The organism is Mesorhizobium sp. P2_B11, assembly GCF_056404855.1.
On the sequence record NZ_JBFUDF010000003.1, the window covers coordinates 650,400 to 668,219 of the forward strand.

At 62.7% G+C, this 17,820-nt stretch carries 17 protein-coding genes; 9 read left to right on the forward strand and 8 right to left on the reverse strand.

Annotated elements, in window-relative coordinates:
• Positions 1 to 92 precede the first annotated feature (92 nt).
• The gene (locus AC1DYJ_RS11695; RefSeq protein WP_477280911.1) at positions 93 to 1,436 is read right to left on the reverse strand and encodes an ATP-binding response regulator; all 1,344 of its coding nucleotides are present in this window, start codon (positions 1,434 to 1,436) and stop codon (positions 93 to 95) included.
• Between the two features lie 5 nt (positions 1,437 to 1,441).
• Entirely contained in the window at positions 1,442 to 2,548 is a 1,107-nt protein-coding gene (locus AC1DYJ_RS11700; RefSeq protein WP_477280913.1) for an FIST N-terminal domain-containing protein, read from the reverse strand.
• A gap of 334 nt (positions 2,549 to 2,882) precedes the next feature.
• Here AC1DYJ_RS11700 and AC1DYJ_RS11705 point away from each other — a divergent pair, with 334 nt between their 5' ends.
• The 4 genes from AC1DYJ_RS11705 to AC1DYJ_RS11720 all read left to right on the forward strand — a co-directional run bounded on the left by AC1DYJ_RS11705 (position 2,883) and on the right by AC1DYJ_RS11720 (position 7,973).
• Positions 2,883 to 3,383 carry a (2Fe-2S)-binding protein gene (locus tag AC1DYJ_RS11705; RefSeq protein ID WP_477280914.1) on the forward strand — a complete coding sequence of 167 codons (501 nt, stop codon included), beginning with the start codon at positions 2,883 to 2,885 and terminating at the stop codon, positions 3,381 to 3,383.
• Between the two features lie 115 nt (positions 3,384 to 3,498).
• Positions 3,499 to 5,850 (forward strand): xanthine dehydrogenase family protein molybdopterin-binding subunit, encoded by a 2,352-nt coding sequence (locus tag AC1DYJ_RS11710; RefSeq protein WP_477280916.1) that lies wholly within the window; start codon positions 3,499 to 3,501, stop codon positions 5,848 to 5,850.
• Between the two features lie 12 nt (positions 5,851 to 5,862).
• Entirely contained in the window at positions 5,863 to 6,660 is a 798-nt protein-coding gene (locus AC1DYJ_RS11715) for an FAD binding domain-containing protein (protein ID WP_477280918.1), read from the forward strand.
• A gap of 290 nt (positions 6,661 to 6,950) precedes the next feature.
• Positions 6,951 to 7,973 carry an acyltransferase family protein gene (locus tag AC1DYJ_RS11720; protein WP_477280920.1) on the forward strand — a complete coding sequence of 341 codons (1,023 nt, stop codon included), beginning with the start codon at positions 6,951 to 6,953 and terminating at the stop codon, positions 7,971 to 7,973.
• Positions 7,974 to 8,079: 106 nt separating this feature from the next.
• Here the strand turns inward: AC1DYJ_RS11720 and AC1DYJ_RS11725 are convergent, their stop codons facing one another.
• Positions 8,080 to 8,463, reverse strand: coding sequence for an SRPBCC family protein (locus AC1DYJ_RS11725; RefSeq protein WP_477280922.1), 384 nt, complete (start codon positions 8,461 to 8,463; stop codon positions 8,080 to 8,082).
• Positions 8,464 to 8,701: 238 nt separating this feature from the next.
• On the opposite strand from AC1DYJ_RS11725, the gene AC1DYJ_RS11730 reads away from it, so the two are divergent.
• Entirely contained in the window at positions 8,702 to 9,955 is a 1,254-nt protein-coding gene (locus AC1DYJ_RS11730) for a flavin-containing monooxygenase (protein ID WP_477280924.1), read from the forward strand.
• A 45-nt stretch (positions 9,956 to 10,000) separates the two neighbouring features.
• Here AC1DYJ_RS11730 and AC1DYJ_RS11735 read toward each other — a convergent pair whose 3' ends face one another.
• The 5 genes from AC1DYJ_RS11735 to AC1DYJ_RS11755 all read right to left on the reverse strand — a co-directional run bounded on the left by AC1DYJ_RS11735 (position 10,001) and on the right by AC1DYJ_RS11755 (position 12,428).
• Entirely contained in the window at positions 10,001 to 10,516 is a 516-nt protein-coding gene (locus AC1DYJ_RS11735; protein ID WP_477280926.1) for a GNAT family N-acetyltransferase, read from the reverse strand.
• Positions 10,513 to 11,283, reverse strand: a complete 771-nt coding sequence (locus AC1DYJ_RS11740; protein WP_477280928.1) for a copper homeostasis protein CutC — start codon at positions 11,281 to 11,283, stop codon at positions 10,513 to 10,515. The genes AC1DYJ_RS11735 and AC1DYJ_RS11740 overlap by 4 nt, the downstream gene beginning before the upstream one ends.
• Before the next feature lie 92 nt (positions 11,284 to 11,375).
• Positions 11,376 to 11,807, reverse strand: a complete 432-nt coding sequence (locus AC1DYJ_RS11745) for a cupin domain-containing protein (RefSeq protein ID WP_477280930.1) — start codon at positions 11,805 to 11,807, stop codon at positions 11,376 to 11,378.
• A gap of 79 nt (positions 11,808 to 11,886) precedes the next feature.
• Positions 11,887 to 12,270: a hypothetical protein gene (locus AC1DYJ_RS11750; RefSeq protein ID WP_477280932.1), complete on the reverse strand. Its 384-nt coding sequence runs from the start codon at positions 12,268 to 12,270 to the stop codon at positions 11,887 to 11,889.
• On the reverse strand, positions 12,267 to 12,428 hold the full coding sequence (locus AC1DYJ_RS11755; RefSeq protein WP_477280934.1) for a DUF6925 family protein: 162 nt from the start codon (positions 12,426 to 12,428) through the stop codon (positions 12,267 to 12,269). The genes AC1DYJ_RS11750 and AC1DYJ_RS11755 overlap by 4 nt, the downstream gene beginning before the upstream one ends.
• Before the next feature lie 73 nt (positions 12,429 to 12,501).
• On the opposite strand from AC1DYJ_RS11755, the gene AC1DYJ_RS11760 reads away from it, so the two are divergent.
• The 4 genes from AC1DYJ_RS11760 (at position 12,502) to AC1DYJ_RS11775 (ending at position 17,808) form a co-directional block, all read left to right on the forward strand.
• Positions 12,502 to 14,391, forward strand: a complete 1,890-nt coding sequence (locus AC1DYJ_RS11760) for a hypothetical protein (protein WP_477280936.1) — start codon at positions 12,502 to 12,504, stop codon at positions 14,389 to 14,391.
• 354 nt (positions 14,392 to 14,745) lie between these two features.
• Positions 14,746 to 15,753, forward strand: coding sequence for an SPFH domain-containing protein (locus tag AC1DYJ_RS11765; protein WP_477280938.1), 1,008 nt, complete (start codon positions 14,746 to 14,748; stop codon positions 15,751 to 15,753).
• A 79-nt stretch (positions 15,754 to 15,832) separates the two neighbouring features.
• The gene (locus AC1DYJ_RS11770; protein ID WP_477280940.1) at positions 15,833 to 16,510 is read left to right on the forward strand and encodes a DUF4178 domain-containing protein; all 678 of its coding nucleotides are present in this window, start codon (positions 15,833 to 15,835) and stop codon (positions 16,508 to 16,510) included.
• The gene (locus AC1DYJ_RS11775) at positions 16,510 to 17,808 is read left to right on the forward strand and encodes a DUF4178 domain-containing protein (RefSeq protein WP_477280942.1); all 1,299 of its coding nucleotides are present in this window, start codon (positions 16,510 to 16,512) and stop codon (positions 17,806 to 17,808) included. Before AC1DYJ_RS11770 ends, AC1DYJ_RS11775 begins: the two co-directional genes overlap by 1 nt.
• Positions 17,809 to 17,820 lie beyond the last annotated feature (12 nt).

A 17,820-nucleotide genomic window follows, 5' to 3' on the forward strand; every position in this document is an offset into this window, starting at 1 on the left:
TGCGTTTTTCCAGCCACTGAAGGAGGATCGCTGGTGCTGCCCCTCATCCGGCTGCCGCCACCTTCTCCCCGTATAGTGACGGGGAGAAGGAACTAAGCCAGTAAATGCGCCAGCAGCGCCCTTAGCTGCGCCGGCTTCAGCGGTTTGCGCATCAGCTCGATGCCGGCGGCGCGGGCGGCTTTCACTACCGCTTCGGAGCTGTCGGCGGTGACGATCAGCGCCGGTACGGCGCGGCCGAGATAGTCGCGCACTTCGGCGATCGTGGCGGTGCCGAGGTCGCCATCGTCGAGATGCTGGTCGGCAATGACGATGTCGGGCACCCAGTCGGTGTCGCCGAGCAGGCTGAGCGCATCCTCGGTCGAGGTCGCGGCGCGCACCAGGCATTGCCAGCGCTCGAGCAGGGATGTCATCGCCTGCAGGACATCGGCGTCGTTTTCGATCAAAAGCACCTTGGTGCCGAACAAGCCGTAGCCGCGCGGCCGCTCCATCTCGGCAAGGCTGGCGATGGCATCGGCGCTGGCGCCGAGGCCGACCGGCACGTCGATGTGGAAGATGGTGCCGCGTCCGACCTTCGAGGAGAACGTCACGGGATGGCCGAGCGCGGCGGCCATGCGCCGCACGATGGCAAGACCCAACCCCAGCCCGCCGCCGGAGATCCCGGCATCGGCCGGAATGGCGGAGCCGCGATGGAACTCCTCGAACACCGCCTCGCGCTGGTCGTCGGGAATGCCGCAGCCGGTGTCGGCGACGTCGATGCGGATGGTGTCGCCACGATGCCTGGTGCCGACCAGCACGCCGCCCGAACGGGTATAGCGCAATGCGTTGGACAGGATGTTCTGCAGGATGCGGCGCAACAGGGTGCGGTCCGAACGCACCACGGCGCTGACCGGGCGGAATTTTAGCGCCAGCCCCTTCATCTCGGCCACCGGCAGGAAATCCGAGCGCAGCGAGGAGAACAACGTCTCCAGATTGACGTCGCCAACATCGGGCTGGACCACGCCGGCATCGAGCTTGGAAATGTCGAGCAGGGTGCGCAACAGGTCTTCCATGGTCTCCAGCGAGCGCTCGACCTGGCGGACCAGTTTCTTGCCCTCGTCACTGGTCTGCACTTCGGCCAGCGCCGAGACGGAGAGGTGGGCGGCGTTCAGCGGCTGCAGCACGTCATGGCTGGCGGCGGCGAGGAACCGGGTCTTGGACAGGTTCGCCAGTTCGGCGTTTTCCTTGGCGGCGCTGAGGTCGATGTTCGACTGCTCCAGCCGGCGCAAGGTCGAGTGCAGTTCCTCGGTGCGGATGCGCACGCGGTTTTCCAGCGAAATCGCGGTCTGAAACAGCGAGAAGGCGTTGCCCTGCTGGTCCATCGAGCGCTCGACGCGACTGACCAAAGCGGCGTTGATCTTCTTCAGCCGGTCGATGTCGTCGATATCCCTGAGCGGCATGGGGCCTATTCCGCCGCCTGGCGGTCGCCGAAGGCGATGCCGGTGAAGGTCTGGTTGAGGTGCATCGAACGGTACTGTTCGCCATAGGTGCCGAAGCCGATGACGTTGTTGACCCGGTAAAGTTCCGAAATGTCGCGGAACACCTGGCGGTTGCGCGCGTCGAGCCGGCGCAGGACGCAATCGAAACCGAGGATCATGTCGATGCCACCCAGCCGCTCCTCGACGTCGCGCAGGGCGGCACGCGTCGATTCCACCATGTCCTTGGGCTGGGCGATGGAAAGCACGACGCCGTCGTCGATGGCGCAGAAGAACGACAGCGAGCCGTCGGGATGCATCTTCTGGATCGAGCGGCAATAATATTCGCCACCCACCTTCACCACCACCGGATGCGAGGCGAAGCTCATCGGCGTCAGGTTCTGCGCAACGATGCCGACCGAGGCGGCATATTCCTCGGCCGCGTTGGTGGCGTTGAATTCGCGCACAGTGCGGTGGTCGGGATCGGATGCCGTCACCACCAGCTTCTCATCAGTGGGGACGAAATTGTCGGTCTTGAAGACATGGAACGGAATTTCGGTCGATATCAGCACGATGATGGCGCTGTCGGACGCCACCTTGCCGTTCGAGATCAGCCTGGTGGTTTCGAATTTCAGATCGTCGCCGGCCGAACCGCCGATCAGTGGGATGTCGTCCAACCCCCAATGGATGGCCGAGGTCACCGCTTCCTCGGCAAAGGACAGGCCGTCGATGAAGCAGAGCGCAAAGGTGGAGTTGGAATGGCAACTGCCGATGCGCCCGCGCAGCAGCCGCCGCAAAGCCTCGACTTCACCGGTGATCCTGTCCATGCCCGACGAGGAGAGATTGTCGACCATGGTGCTGACCGCGCAGAATGACGCGGAAGGAAGCAGAAGGGCCAGCACATGGCCTTCCTCCAGGCCCTGCGGGGTGATCTCGCCGGCGGTCGAGCAGGCGGCATAGGCCAGCGTCGGCGCATGGGTCTTCAGCGCTTGCGACAGTGCGGTGGCGTCAACCAGGCTCTGCGAGAAGAACAGCAGCGCAAAGCCGGCGTTGATGGCCGCGGCCTCGGCGGCGACCGCCCGGGCGAATGCATCCATGTCAGGCTCGTCTGTGGTGAGCGCCGACAGACCGGATGCATAGCTCGTCCGTGAACTGGCCAGCAGCTTTCTCCGCATTCCTCCGACGCATTTTTGTGCGCGCCTGCCTTTGTTTTTATGTCGTTTGGCGCGCCGGCGTCGATGGCATTGTTGCCTTCAATCCGCACTTTGGCAATGGGGCGGACGGGCCTGTGATTTTCGCTTTGTCCATGACCGAAAGTACAATGAGCACCCGTGTGTTTTTTGCCCGTTGTGCGGTGTACGAATAGCGCATGGCCGAGCGCCAAAGCCGCATCGGCAGCATGATTACCGAGGTAATACCCAGGGAGGATGCATGTCGGACGTTTCGTTTGTCGTGAACGGAAAACGGGTCACTGGCGCTGCCGAGGACCGTACGCTTCTGGTTCATTTCCTGCGCGAAAATCTTGGTCTTACCGGAACGCATGTCGGCTGCGACACCTCGCAATGCGGCGCCTGCGTCGTGCATGTCGACGGCAGGGCGGTGAAGTCCTGTTCGATGCTGGCCGTGCAGGCCTCCGGGTCGACCGTGGTGACGATCGAGGGGCTCGCCAACGGCGCCGAACTGCATCCGGTGCAGGCCGCATTCAAGGAACATCACGGCCTGCAATGCGGCTTCTGCACGCCAGGCATGATCATGACGGCGACCGATATGATCGCGCGCCATCCCGAAGGCCTCGACGAGGCGACGGTTCGCGCCGAGCTCGAAGGCAACATCTGCCGCTGCACCGGCTACCACAACATCGTCAAGGCGATCCTCGCCGCATCGAAGACGATGGCGAAGGCGTCGAAGGGCAAGGCGAAACAGGCGGCTTAGAGAGACAAGGCAATAGGGCAGTAAGGCAGTAGGGCAGTAGGGAACCAAAGCCAAAATTTCCCTACTGCCTTACTGCCCTACTCACCTACTCCCCTAAATTCCGGAGGAATTTCCTATGGGCATTGAAGGCATCGGCGCTCGGGTCGTGCGCAAGGAAGACAAAAGGTTCATCACCGGCGCCGGCCGTTATGTCGACGACATGGTGGTTCCCGGCATGAAGCATGCTGCTTTCGTGCGCAGCCCGCACGCGCATGCGCAGATCAAGAAGATCGACGTCAAAAAGGCGCAAGCCATGCCCGGCGTCATCGGCGTCCTGACCGGCAAGGAACTCAAGGCCGACGGCATCGGCAATCTGATCTGCGGCTGGATGATCCACTCCAAGGACGGCTCGCCGATGAAGATGGGCGCCTGGTCGCCGCTCGCGGTCGACAAGGTGCGCTATGTCGGCGACGCCATCGTCATCGTCGTGGCCGAAACCAAGGGCCAGGCGCGCGATGCGGCCGAGGCCGTCGAGATCACCTACAAGGAACTGAAGGCGGTGGTCGATGCCACCAAGGCGCTGCAAAAAGGCGCGCCGCAGGTCCATGCCGAGGCCGAGGACAATCTGATCTTCGACTGGGAGATCGGCGACGCCAAGGCGACCGACGCGGCGATCAAGGCGGCCGCCCATGTCACCCGGATGAAGATCGTCAACAACCGGTTGGTGCCCAACGCCATGGAGCCGCGCGCGGCGCTTGGCCACTACGACAAGGCCGAAGACCATTTCACCTGCTGGACCACCTCGCAGAACCCGCATGTGGCGCGGCTGGTGATGAGCGCCTTCTACAATGTCGCGCCGGAAAACAAGCTGCGCGTCATTGCGCCCGATGTCGGCGGCGGCTTCGGCTCGAAGATCTACATCTACCCCGAAGAAATCGTCTGCCTGTGGGCATCGAAGAAAACCGGCGTGCCGGTCAAATGGGTTGCCGACCGCACTGAAAGCTTCCTCACCGACGCGCATGGCCGCGACCATGTCTCGACCGTCGAAATGGCGTTCGACAAGAACAACAAGATCACCGGCTTCAAGGTCGACACCATCGCCAATCTCGGCGCCTACATGTCGCTGTTCTCGTCCTGCGTGCCGACCTATCTCTACGCGACGCTGCTGTCGGGCCAGTACAACATCCCGACGATCCACGCCAATGTGCGCACCGTCTACACCAACACCGCACCGGTCGATGCCTATCGCGGGGCAGGGCGGCCGGAGGCGACCTATCTGCTGGAACGCACCATGGAGACGGCGGCGCGCGAACTCGGCGTGTCGCCGGCGGAGCTTCGGCGCACCAATTTCATCACCTCTTTCCCGCATCAGACGCCGGTGATCATGAATTATGACGCCGGCGACTATGGCGCTTCGCTCGATGCGGCGACAAAGGCCTCCGACTATGCCGGCTTTGCCAAGCGCAAGGCGGCCGCCGCGAAGGCCGGCAAACTGCGCGGCATCGGCATGAGCTGCTACATCGAGGCCTGCGGCATCGCACCGTCGGCGGCGGTCGGCTCGCTCGGCGCCGGCGTCGGCCTGTGGGAATCGGCCGAAGTGCGGGTCAACGCCGTCGGCACGATCGAAGTGCTGACCGGCTCGCACAGCCACGGCCAGGGCCATGAGACGACCTTCGCGCAACTGGTCAACCAGCGTTTTGGGGTGCCACTGGACTCGGTCTCGATCGTCCATGGCGACACCGACAAGGTGCAGATGGGCATGGGCACCTATGGCTCGCGCTCGGGGGCCGTCGGCATGTCGGCAATCGCCAAGGCGCTCGACAAGGTCGAGGCCAAGGCCAAGAAGATCGCCGCCCACCTGCTCGAGGCCGACGAGGGCGACATCGTCATCGAGAATGGCGAGGTCAAGGTTGCCGGCACCGACAAGAGCCTGCCCTGGTTCCAGGTGGCGCTTGCCGCCTACACCGCGCACAACCTGCCGGCCGGCATGGAGCCCGGCTTGAAGGAAACCGCCTTCTACGATCCGGCGAACTTCACCTTCCCGGCGGGCTGCTACATCTGCGAGGTCGAGATCGATCCGGAAACCGGCACGACCGAGATCGTCCAGTTCGTCGCCGCGGACGATTTCGGCAACATCATCAACCCCATGATCGTCGAGGGCCAGGTGCATGGCGGCATCGCGCAAGGCATCGGCCAGGCTTTGCTGGAAGGCGCGCACTACGACGCCAGCGGGCAGCTGCTGACGGCGAGCTACATGGACTACACCATGCCCCGCGCGGGCGACCTGCCGTCATTCACGGTCTCGACCTCCAACACGCCGTGCCCGAGCAATCCGCTCGGCATCAAGGGTTGCGGCGAAGCCGGCGCCATCGGCTCGCCGCCGGCTGTCATCAACGCCATCACCGACGCCATCGGGATTGTCGACATCGCCATGCCGGCCTCGCCGTCAACGGTGTGGGCCGCGATCCGCGCGGCGAAGAAGCACTGAGGAGGAACGAAGATGTATTCGGTCAATTACCATCGCGCCGCCTCGGTCGCTGACGCCGCCAAGCTGGTGAAGAGCGGCGACGCCAAGCTTATGTCGGGCGGCATGACGCTGATCCCGGCGATGAAGACGCGGCTTGCCGCCCCTTCCGACCTGGTCGACCTGTCGCGGATCAAGGAGCTGCAGGGCGTCAAGGTGTCGGGCAGGACCGTCACCATCGGTGCTGCCACCACGCACTATGATGTCGCCAATGATGAGAAGCTGAGGAAAGCTTGCCCGGCGCTGGCGCATCTGGCGTCGCTGATCGGCGATCCGGCGGTGCGGCACAAGGGCACCATCGGCGGCTCGGTCGCCAACAACGACCCGGCCGCCGACTATCCGGCGGCGCTGCTGGCGCTTGGCGCAACCATCGTCACCAACAAGCGCGAGATTGCGGCTGCGAAATTCTTCACCGGCCTGTTCGAGACGGCGCTGAAGGAGGGCGAGATCATCACCGCGGTGAGTTTTACCGCGCCGGCCAAGGCGGCCTACGAAAAGTTCCGCAACCCGGCCTCGCGCTATGCGATCGTCGGCGTGTTCGTGGCCAAGGGCAAGGACGGGGTCAGCGTCGCCGTCACCGGCGCCGGCGATGACGGCGTGTTCCGCTCGAAGGAGATCGAGGCGGCACTGGCGAAAAACTTCGCCGCATCGGCGCTCGACGGTGTGAAAGTGCCGGCGAAGAATCTGATGACCGACCTCCACGCTTCGGCCGAATACCGCGCCAATCTGATCGCGGTGATGGCAAAACGCGCTGTGGCGGCGGCCAACGCCTGACACGGCGGTAACTATTGCTGACCACGAAAGGGGCCATCGCGGCCCCTTTTTCGTGGAAGGCTCGCTGTAGCTGTCCAGTTCTAGCGAGTTCGCCGCCGCCCGCGAATCCGTTGCTGCAGGTAATTCCCGTGCAAGAACAGGCGCATACTTCCCAAGGACTGCTCCGGCGCTATTCTCGCACTTGCACAATGCGATATTGCACTGCAATATGCTGACGACCAGCGCGAGCTGGGTTCGTGGCCAAGCGGCCTGCGACCCTTTTCGTAGATTTCAATGCGAAGGGAGCCGGGATGACCGACATCTCCGCGACGCATGTCGTGCCATCCAGATCCGTCACCGACAAGGCAGCCAGAGCAAGACTGGCCTATCTCGACGGCTGGCGCGGCCTTTCGATTGCGCTGGTGCTGATCGGCCATTTTTTCCCCGTTCCCGGGATCAATCTCGGTGTGCTCGGCGTCGAGTTCTTCTTCGTGCTCTCAGGCCGGCTGATGGGCGAGATCCTGTTCATCGAACGCTTTCCGCTGAAGAAATTCTTCAAACGCCGCTTCTCGCGCATCTACCCGGCGCTGCTGGTGTTCGTGGTCGCCGCCATGATCGGGCTTTCCGGAACCTTCATCGCCTTCAAATGGAAGGCGGCGCTGACGGCGCTGACCTTCACGTACAACTATGCCGGCATTCTGATTACCCGCGCCGGCGCGCTCGACCATATCTGGTCGCTCTGCGTCGAAGAGCACGCCTATATCATCCTGGCGCTGATCAGCGTGGTGGTCACCGGGCGGGCCAATGTCGTGCGGCTGCTGGTGACGCTGTCGCTGCTGGCGATGGCCAATGGCGCGATTTCCTACTGGCTGCTCGGCATGGACTATGAGCACAGCTACTGGCGCACCGACGTGCACATCGCCTCGATCCTGCTGTCGGCGTCGATCTGCCTGCTCAAGCATGACGGCCGGCTGCCGTCCCTGCTGAAAGGACCCTATGTCAGCCTGGTGTCGGGGGCCGCCGCCATCCTGCTGTTCCTCGATCCGGTGCCGACGCCGGTCCATTATCTCCTGGCGGTGCCGTTGCTGGCGCTGGCCGTCAACACGCTGGACACCAGCAGCTGGCACCTGAGCGGCCTGTTGTCGTCGAGGCCGATGGTGATGATCGGGCTGTGGTCGTACTCGCTCTATCTCTGGCAACAGCCCTTCTACAAATTCGTCGCCGAGCAGGGCAGTGCGCCGATCCCGATGCTGGCGGCAGTCTTTGCCTGTGCGCTGTGCAGCTACTATCTGGTCGAGAAGCCGGCACGCGCCTGGCTGAACCGCAATTGGTGAGTTCTGCGGCGCCGGCTTTCTCGTGTTTGGTATGCTTCCTGGTCGGCATTCCGGTGGTATGGGGCTCAGCAGCGCCATGGCGCTGTTCGAGCAATCACGGGCAGCATCAGGCCGTTGCGCCCTTCTTCTGTGCCGCGAGATAGCGGCGCAGGCCGGCTTCACCGCGCGGCGTGGTCCAGCGATGGTTCCAGGCAAAGGCTGGCCTGAGCAGCGGCGCCAGCAATTTGAGGATCGGCCGCTCGACCGTCACCTGCCAGACGAGAGCGACATGGGTGCCGGTGCCCGAAGGCGACAATTCCGCCCGCCACAGCCCGTCGAAATCGCCAAAGGTTTTGACCACCACCAGCCGGCCGGGCTCGAGCTCGGCCGCCTCGACGATGAAGTTCAATTCATAGGGCAGGGCGCCGCGCGCCCGTGCTTTGGCTCGCGCGCCGACGACGCCCTTGCCCTTGCGGTCGAGCGGCACGACCTCCTTGTAGACATCGCCCACCACAGTGGCAGCAGTTCGGCGTCGGAGAGCACGTCCCAGACCCGCTGCGGGGTCGCCTCGGGAATGTCCCAGCTTTCGTCGAAGCGGAAGACGTTGCTTGGCATTGGTGTTTCGCCCCCGGGCTGGCGGAAGCGGCTACATTAGCCTTGGCTTGTTTGTGGCGCCAGAGCCGCTCGCCGACGCTGGACTCATGGCGATGGACAAGGCTTAATCGTCGCGGCGATGGGGGATGCCGACCATGAGATCACCGGCAATGAATGATAGTGCCGATGTTCTCGACGCTGTGGTTGTCGGGGCCGGTTGGGCGGGGCTCGGTGTAAGCTATTGGCTGGCACGAAAAGGCCTGCGCCATACCGTGCTGGAGCGGGGTTGCATAGGAGAGACCTGGCGCACGCAGCGGTGGGCTTCCTTTCATATGAATAGCCCCAACGTGCAGACCGTCATGCCGGGCGACCGCTACGAGGGTCCGGATCCGTATGGGGTCCTCACGCGCGACCAGTTCGTCGCTCTCCTTGAGGATTTCGCCGGGAGAAATGGGCTGCCTATCCAAGCCGATACTGCCGTGAGCGAACTCACGCGGGACGATGGCGTCTATCGGCTGACCACCTCGAACGGAACGCTTAGGGCGCGCAGCGTGGTTGTCGCAAGCGGCAACCTGAATTGCGCCGTGCGCCCAATCTCATCAGATGGGTTGCCAGCTTACATCCACCAGATCGATGCGTCCGGCTACCGCAGCCCTGCCGATCTACCCGGTGGAGCGGTGTTGGTGGTCGGAAGCGGTCAATCAGGCGCTCAGATCGCGGAGGAACTGGCGCAAGCGGGGCGGAGCGTCTTCCTTGCGACCAGTCGCGCCGGGCGGCTCCCACGACGCTATCGTGGACGCGATATCATGATCTGGCTTGAGGAAAGCGGATTTCTCGACGTACGGCGAGAGGAGGTCATTCGGCTTGCGGGGCGCATACCCGCGCGTGGTGTGCTCGGGTCGGAGCACACGATAAGCCTTCAGTCGCTCGGCGCCCAGGGTGTTGTGCTTCTCGGGCGGTTGACCGGCGCCGAGAATGGCGGCCGTCTTACGCTCGCCGACGATCTCGAAGCAAATGTCCGCTTTGGGGACCAAGCCTCCGACAACGTCAAACGTCATATCGATGATTACATAAGCCAGGCCCGGATAGACGCACCGGTATCGGATCCCGACCCCGCGGAGACGGTCGCGTGGCGTAGGCTGGATTCCTTCATCGGTTCGCTCGATCTTTCCGGGTCCGGCATCACGAGCGTGGTGTGGTGCACAGGCTTCAAGGGCGATTTCAGCTATGTGAGACTTGCTGATGCGCTCGACGCTGCGGGACAGCCCGTTCACACGGATGGCGTGGGTGTCCTGCCGGGCCTCTACTTCGCCGGCCTGGATTTCGCCTCCACGCGCAAGTCCGGGATCATATTGGCCATTGCCGAGGAAGCACCTCGCCTTGTCGAACACATCGCAAGGCATTCGTGACCGCCTTGGCCCAGGCAAGAAGCACTTCGCCGTCCGGGAAACCGCTTACGCTTTTCCTGAATTGCTCTGGATCTGCCTGAGATAGTAGCGCACTGCCTTCTTGCCGCCATGGATCACCGCGTCGCCGACCTCGGCAAAGCCGAGCGTGGCGTGGAAGGCGTCGGACGCCGGATTGGGCGGATCGGCATTGACCTCGCAGGTGACGATAGTCTGGCCCGCGCGCGCGGCCTCCGCAAACAGTTCGTCATAAAGGCGGCGGGCATGGCCGCGGCCGCGCGCCTGACTGGCAACGACGACTCGGTCGACATAGACGAAGCGTGGATAGCGCTCACGGAACCAGAGGAAATTCGGGCTGTCGTAGCGCGCATCCTGGTCGAAGGTCATGATGAAGGCTTCCAGGGAACCGATGCGCCTGATATAAAACGCTTCGCCGAGCAGGAAGGACAGCCGCTCGGGTTCGAGCCATGACAGTTCGGCTGCATGCTCGTTGTTGAGCGCCAGGATGGCAGCTTCGTCCGCTGCCGAGACGCGGCTGATCGGGGAGGGCGTCGCGGCCGTCATGCCCTGGCCGCCGCAATCGTCGCCGCCACCAGCGCGCCGTCAGTCACCGTGGTGCGGTATTCGCGGTCGAGATCGGTGCCGCCCATGCCGACTTGCGGGTTGCGGTAGGTCATAGTGCTCGGCACGTCCTTGAGCGCCGCGAAATGCATTTCCGTCAGCGCGGTTTTCGCAAGCACCTCCGCGATGTTGTCAGGAGCCAGCGCGCCGCAGCCGAGGATGATGATGCGGCTGCCGGCCTGGCGGACGAGATCCGCCAACAGGCCGGCGCCCTCCACCGCGGTGTCCCTCTGGCCGCTGGTCAGCACGCGGCCCACCTTGCAGCGGATCAGCGCTTCCAGCGCCTCGGCCGGGTCGCGCGTCATGTCGAAGGCGCGGTGGCAGGTGACGTTGAGCGAACCGGCCGCCTCGACCAGTGCAGACATGCGGGTTTCGTCAATGGTGCCGTCGGCGTTGAGGCAGCCGACGACGACACCGGCGACGCCGAGATCGCGCAGTACTGCGACATCGGCGAGCATCGAGCGATATTCGGCCTCGCTGTAGAGGAAATCGCCGCCGCGCGGGCGCACGATGACATGGAAGGGAATGGTCGCGCTCTCCAACGCTGAGCGCACCGTGCCAAGGCTTGGCGTGATGCCGCCTTCGACCAGGCTGGCGCAGAGTTCGACCCGGTCGGCGCCGGCGACCTGGGCTGCCAGCAGGCCGTCGATGCCTTCGACGCAGATTTCGATCAGGGGGCGAGCATTTCCGGCCAAGGGGCGATCCTTCATGACTTAAAGACGGCCAGCCCTAGCATCGGCCCGGTTGCCGGGGAAGCGGAACAACCAATCGCTGCTTGGGCCAGCCGGCAACCCGGCTGCAGCTATTGCTGCAGGATCGTGTTCTTGGCGCCTTGCTCGACCTGGTCGATGACCAGCAGCTTGACCGGGCCGTCGCCGATGTTGGTGGCCTGGTGCCACTGGCCGATCATCTCGACGATGAAATCGCCTGTCTTGTAGGTGTTGCTGTTGCCGGTCTCGACATTCGTCACCTTGAGCGTTCCGGCCTCGACATAGGCGTAGCGGGCAAACGGGTGCTTGTGCACCGGCAAGGTGGCGCCGACCGCGATGTCGTAAGTCGAAACCAGCACCTGGACATTTTTCTGCGGCAGCACGATCGGCTGTCCGGACGCCGTCTGGGTGCGATCGGCAAGTGGGGTCACGACGACCGGCGGACTGGAACTGTCCAGCGCCGCCGCGGGGTTTGCAGATAGCGCTGCTGCGAGCAGCAGTGCCGATGTCAGAATCTTTCGCATGGTTCCTCCAATTTCTACGGTCACGCCGCGGCGTCAACGTTCTACCTGTCGTCAGTTACCGGTCGATGGAGATATAAATTCATCCACCCGTGCCATCGTCCATCATCGTATTCGTGAGCGCCTCATAGAGGCTGCTGCAAGCCTGAGATCGCGGACAGTGTTTGAGGATAAGTACTGGCACGACAGTCAGTGCGACGGCCACCGTCATTTGCAGGAAAAGCGAAGCAGGCGCGAACCGTTTGCCGAAAAAGGCCCGGCAAGCGAAGTAGAGGCTTTGCGCCAGGCATGCCCAGACGAGGACATGCAGCAGCGTGCTCGTCGCTCGCGCATAGGGCGTTGTGTACCCGTCGGGAAAGCCGACCATACCTAGATCCACAAGCCATTGCAGAGCCAGCAGGCCGGACAGGCACGCCCACAGGACAAGCGTTGCGCGGATGCCCAGGGATTTGCTGCGAACACTCATCGAAGCAATCGAAGCACAAAAGGCCTGCGGCCTACTAGTGCAGGATCCGAGCGGCAGCAGACCGTCGGGAATGGCGTGTTGGCGGAGTGCGTGCGGCCGCTCTTCAAAAGCTTTGGCAGCAGATGCGTGTGCGGTCCCGGCGGTTTTCTGCTTTTCAATTTGGTGTGGTATTCTTGGCTCGGGGACTACAGAAGAGCTTGTTGCTCGGCACGTTGCTCGTAGGAGTGGGGTATGTGGATCGTTCGCATCGCGAAGGCCATGGGCAAGACTGTAGTGGCATTGGGGATAGGGTCGATCATTCTGAGCGGCGTCCAGGATGTGGCCAAGCAGTACGTGCCCGAGATTATCAAGAATCTGATCCCTTCGCTGAGCGAGATCTCATGCATGGTGGGGCAGGCACGCAATCCGCAACCCAAGGCGGAAAAGTTCTCGGTGTATCTGGCAAAGCTAGACGACGATCCCGGTGGCGATGCGACCAGAGAGCTTGCGGACGTGCTGATCGCCGATCAGAGTTTCGATCTTCGCCGCGGCTGCCGGTCTTATTCAAGCCCCGATCGCGCTCTGGAGGCAGCTTCGGATCAAATCGCCCGACAAAGGGTCGAACTGTTCATTTGGGGCCGCTATTCGAAACGGAATGCGGGTGTCGAAATAAGAATAGTCGACAATTTATCGTTCGTCCGGGATCTCAAGTTGGCGCATTACCCCATGGTCATGCAGAGCGACAATTCCGAAGATTTCTCGCTCTATCACTTGTCGTCCAATGATGAGGTGGCAAAGCTTGGCCGTCGCGTGCGTTCGACGTTACGAAAGTACGCGGTCAACATGGCCCAGGGCAGTGCCGGCATCTATTGGTTTGGCTTGAGCGGCGACGCGGCGGAAAAAAACCTTCGGTCGGTCGGTCCGCTATTCAAGCATGCCAGGGCGGACAATGACGATCCTGACATTATCGCTGACCTGGCGTTCTCTTATGGGGCCATACTCGCACATGTGAGAGACGCTCCACCAGGCACATATGAGGAGGCGATAGACAATCTGGAACAAGCCTCCAGCAACTATGCCGGTCGGCAGGACAAGACCCCCTACGTCACAGCACAAGTTTTCATCGCAGAGGCGCTACGCCGCAAAGCGGATGCCACCGGCGAACAACAGACCCTGCGTCGCGCCCTGGAGACGCTCAGGACTGTCACCCAAGTCGATCGATCGCGCGCGCCTGGTGCAGACTGGTATCTGGCGTTTATGGAACTCGGCGAAGAAGCGCTCAAATTGGGCTCGGACACGTCGGAAACAGCGTTGCTGCAGGAGGCGGCAAACGCCTATCAGAAAGCCCGCGACGAAAAGGATACTGAGCCAGATTCCTACGAATGGTCGCTGGCCGATGAACGCATCCAAAAGGCAAAACGGGCGCAAACGAGTTTGTTCGGTGGGCCGGACGACGTCGACGCCGACATCGCAGAACTCCGCCAGGAATGGCACGATGCGAAAGATGAAACCAAGAAATCTCGCAGCCTTACGGCGCTCATGGTGCGTCTGGTTGAGGAAGGGACGGACAAGAAGAACGTGGCACTGCTGAGGGAAGCTGCAGACCATTTACGCAACGAGCGTGCGAAAGACGATACATCCTTCGCTACCTCGATCCTGCTGGCATCCGCCCTCATCAAGATATATGAATTGGATTCGGCTGCAACCGAAGCTCTAACTGAGGCGACGCGTGTCAACCAGGCTGCGCTTGGAGCAAGTAGTCCGGGCAAGAATCCGCTAGTTTGGGTCATATTGCTAAGTCAGCTTCCGCACCTGTATCCCGATGACCCATGCTTTCCGCCCTCGTTTGACTCCCAGGCGGCGTACTACCAGGGACAGCTCAACTCCACCACGCTCGACCAGGCTTTAGCCGCTGGCGATCTCGCAATGATGCTCGACAAATACGGGCGCTGCGCCAAGAATGTGACGCGACTGGGGGAGGCGGCATTTCTCTATAGGGATGCCCTCACCACAATCCGCAAACATCCGCCAGCGGCGGATGGACCGGATGGCCAATACGCCGAACTCCGCCGTTCCGATTACCGGTCCGCTCTCGCGACCTTAGTGAAGGATTACGAGCTTAGCTTGCCGCCTGCCGACTGACCTACTCCCGCTCGAATGCCGAGAAATAGGCTCCAGCGTGTTGTTCACATGGTATCCCTTCTCTGCAGTAGGCTGGTTCGAAAATTCAAACTGACCCACTATCCCCTGCCAGCCTGGGAAGCAGCCGAGCCACCCCATCGGCAGACCTTCATACTGCGCCGCGAAGCAGCCGCTCAATTGAATAGGGACGGGGAGCGACCTATCCTATAAACTGGTTGTGCTCGACCATGGCGACCGGTACCAAAGGTAGTTGTCGTGGTGTTTCGAGGCGGGTTAGTCTTCCTTCTTTGCCGGTTGTGCTGGGTCGGCTAGGCTGTCTCCGGGTTTAGATTCGTCGAAATGGGGGTGAGCGGCATGGGCATTCTGGACTTCATTTCCAAGCAATTTATCGACGTCATCCAGTGGACTGCCGACGAGCCGGGGGTGCTGGCTTCTCGTTTCCCGATGTCCGGCATGGAAATTCAGAACGGCGCCCAGCTTGTGGTGCGCGAGACGCAGAAGGCCGCCTTCTTCAATGAGGGCAAGATCGCCGACATTTTCGGGCCCGGCACGTACACGCTCACGACGCAGACGCTGCCGGTGCTGACCTATTTGAAGAACTGGGACAAGTTCTTCGAGTCGCCCTTCAAGTCGGACGTGTATTTCTTCGACACCAAGGACCAGATCGACCGCAAATGGGGCACAACCCAGCCCCTGACCATTCGCGACAAGGAATATGGGCCGATCCGCATCCGCGCCTTCGGCAATTATTCCTATGCCATAGGCGATGTCGAAATCTTCTGGTCGCGCCTTGTGGGCACCGCCGAGCGCTCGACCTCCGAGATGATCGAAGGGCAGCTGCGCGGCATCATCCTCACGACCATTGCCACCGCGCTCGGCCAGAGCAGCGTCGCCTTCATCGACATGGCGGCCAACCAGGAAGCCTTCTCGAAGCAACTGGCGGCGGCGATCGGCCCGGCGCTGAAGGCCTATGGCATCGACGTTACCAGCTTCTACGTGCAGAGCCTGTCGCTGCCCGAAGAGCTGCAGCGCATTCTCGACAAGGTCGGTTCGATGAACATGCTGGGCGACCTCAATCGCTATGCACAGTTCCAGACTGCTGAAGCGATCCAGAGCGCCGCCGAGAACCCTGGCGGCGTGGCAGGCGCAGGCGCGGGCCTCGGAGCAGGGCTGGCGATCGGCCAGGCGATGGCGCAGGGGTTCGGCAATGCCGCAGGCCAGGCACCGCAAGCAGCGCCGGCCCAACCGGCCGAGGATCCGATCCAACTGCTCGAAAAGCTCGGCGGCTTGCTTGCCAAGGGAATCCTGACGCAGCAGGAATTCGACGCCAAGAAGGCCGAGCTGCTGTCGCGAATAAAGTAAGCCCTCGGGGAGGGTTTCATTTCCGTTCTTGCCGGCGCCGGCAGACCCGGCGCAGCCAACCACCAACTCCAAGGTTTTCATGCGCAAGTTCGCCTGCCCATCCTGCGGCGCGGATGTCACCTTTCAGTCGGCGCAATCGGTCTATGCCGTCTGCGCCTACTGCCAGTCCATGGTGGTGCGCACCGATGTCGACGTGAAGTCGATCGGCGTGATGGCCGCCCTGCCGGACGACATGAGCCCGTTGCAACTGGGCAGCGGCGGCGAGTTCGATGGGCAGCCCTTCACCCTCATCGGCCGGCTGAAGATCGGCTGGCGCGACGGGCTGTGGAACGAATGGCACTTGCTGATGGCGGATGGCCGGCGCGGTTGGATCGGCGAGGCACAAGGATCCTTCTCCATCAGCTTTGAGCTGGAGGGATCCTTGCCCCGTGACGTCGAAGCGACGCTAGTCCACTGTCAGGCGTTGCTGACAAGCGGCAAGGCCGCCGACGAGGCAAGGCCCGGCTTTACGGTGGAACTCGGCGGCACCACGCTGCGCGCGGTCGACATCAAGCTGGCGACCTGCCTGGGATCGGAGGGCGAATTGCCCTTTGCCGCGCCCAAGGGCCGCCGGACGGTCGCGATCGACTGCATCGGCAGGCAGGGCGAGTTCGCCACGCTCGACCATGATGGCCGCGAGGCCCATGCCTATGTCGGCCGCTATGTCGAGTGGGACGCCTTCCGCTTTAGCAATCTTCGGCCGCTGGAGGGATGGTGATGGGCGACCAGCCTTCGATCCTGCCGTCCGCCGAGCCGACGCCGCCGCCGCGCACGCCCGGCAGGCCGCGCACTTTCGCCTGCCCGAACTGCGGCGGACCGGTCACGCTGCGCGCGGTCGGCCAGTCGATCACCGCCACCTGCAGCCAGTGCTCGTCCCTGATCGATGTCGCCGACGAAAATCTGACCATCATTCAGACGGCGCGATCGGCGATGCAGGACGCCGAGATTCCGATCGGCGCGCGCGCCCGGCTTGGGGATGTCGAATGGGAAGTCGTCGGCTATATGCGGCGCAGCGACGGTCCCGGCGACTTCCGGTGGACCGAATACCTGCTGTTCAACCCCTATCAGGGCTACCGCTTCCTGGCCGAGGAATACGGCCACTGGACGCTGGTGAAGATGCTGAACCGCGACGTGCCAGGCGCAGGCAGCCAGGGTTGGATCGATGCGAATGGACGCAGCTACCAGTTCTTCGGCAAAGGCATTGCCCGCACCACCTATGTCGCCGGCGAATTCTTCTGGCGGGCATCGACCTCCGACGTCACCGCCGTGACCGACTATATCGCGCCGCCCTACCGGCTGATGGTGGAGAAAAACGACGAGGAGATCATCGTCTCCGAGGGCGAGTATCTCGATGCGCGCGTCGTCGCCGACGCCTTCAAGCTGCCGCTGCCCGTACCTTCGTCCTTCTCCGCCGGCGTCAGCCAGGTCAACCCGCACAAGCAGTCGCTCGCCATGATCGCCGCGGCAGTCGCTGTGGCCACGCTGGTGCAAATCGTCTCGCTGACGATGTCGGAAAATGCGCTCGTCAGTTTGCAAACCTACGATCTGACCGCTGCCAACAAGGGCAAGACCCTGGCCTCCAAGGCGTTCCGGCTGGACAAGGAAGGCAATATCGAGATCGAGACCATCTCGTACCTCACCAATGATTGGCTTGAGCTCGACATGGAACTGGTCAACACCGACACCAACCGGGCCTATCCCGTGTCCCAGGCACTGGAGCATTACAGTGGCACTGATTCCGACGGCTCCTGGGAGGAGGGCAGCAACAGCACGAGTTCGCTGCTGCCGCCGGTTCCGCCAGGCACATATCAATTGCTGCTCGAGCCCGATGCCGGCGTGTTCTCCAAGCCGTCGTCACCGGCGCAGCGTGTCATCATCTCTGTCCGACATGGCGTGCCGGTCTGGTCGAACTACCTGATCGCCATGGTGCTGCTGCTGGTCGTGCCGGCCTTCGGCCTCTTCAGGCGGTCGATGTTCGAGAAGTCGCGCTGGGAAAAGGGTGGAGTTGCCGAGTGACAAGAGAGGGGA

Excerpts from the sequence above, each read along its gene's own strand:
- AC1DYJ_RS11695 (WP_477280911.1), bottom strand. The coding sequence starts at position 1,436 with ATGCCGCTCAGGGATATCGACGACATCGACCGGCTGAAGAAGATCAAC.
- AC1DYJ_RS11700 (WP_477280913.1), bottom strand. The coding sequence starts at position 2,548 with ATGGATGCATTCGCCCGGGCGGTCGCCGCCGAGGCCGCGGCCATCAAC.
- AC1DYJ_RS11705 (WP_477280914.1), top strand. The coding sequence starts at position 2,883 with ATGTCGGACGTTTCGTTTGTCGTGAACGGAAAACGGGTCACTGGCGCT.
- AC1DYJ_RS11710 (WP_477280916.1), top strand. The coding sequence starts at position 3,499 with ATGGGCATTGAAGGCATCGGCGCTCGGGTCGTGCGCAAGGAAGACAAA.
- AC1DYJ_RS11715 (WP_477280918.1), top strand. The coding sequence starts at position 5,863 with ATGTATTCGGTCAATTACCATCGCGCCGCCTCGGTCGCTGACGCCGCC.
- AC1DYJ_RS11720 (WP_477280920.1), top strand. The coding sequence starts at position 6,951 with ATGACCGACATCTCCGCGACGCATGTCGTGCCATCCAGATCCGTCACC.
- AC1DYJ_RS11730 (WP_477280924.1), top strand. The coding sequence starts at position 8,702 with ATGAGATCACCGGCAATGAATGATAGTGCCGATGTTCTCGACGCTGTG.
- AC1DYJ_RS11735 (WP_477280926.1), bottom strand. The coding sequence starts at position 10,516 with ATGACGGCCGCGACGCCCTCCCCGATCAGCCGCGTCTCGGCAGCGGAC.
- AC1DYJ_RS11740 (WP_477280928.1), bottom strand. The coding sequence starts at position 11,283 with ATGAAGGATCGCCCCTTGGCCGGAAATGCTCGCCCCCTGATCGAAATC.
- AC1DYJ_RS11745 (WP_477280930.1), bottom strand. The coding sequence starts at position 11,807 with ATGCGAAAGATTCTGACATCGGCACTGCTGCTCGCAGCAGCGCTATCT.
- AC1DYJ_RS11750 (WP_477280932.1), bottom strand. The coding sequence starts at position 12,270 with ATGAGTGTTCGCAGCAAATCCCTGGGCATCCGCGCAACGCTTGTCCTG.
- AC1DYJ_RS11760 (WP_477280936.1), top strand. The coding sequence starts at position 12,502 with ATGTGGATCGTTCGCATCGCGAAGGCCATGGGCAAGACTGTAGTGGCA.
- AC1DYJ_RS11765 (WP_477280938.1), top strand. The coding sequence starts at position 14,746 with ATGGGCATTCTGGACTTCATTTCCAAGCAATTTATCGACGTCATCCAG.
- AC1DYJ_RS11770 (WP_477280940.1), top strand. The coding sequence starts at position 15,833 with ATGCGCAAGTTCGCCTGCCCATCCTGCGGCGCGGATGTCACCTTTCAG.
- AC1DYJ_RS11775 (WP_477280942.1), top strand. The coding sequence starts at position 16,510 with ATGGGCGACCAGCCTTCGATCCTGCCGTCCGCCGAGCCGACGCCGCCG.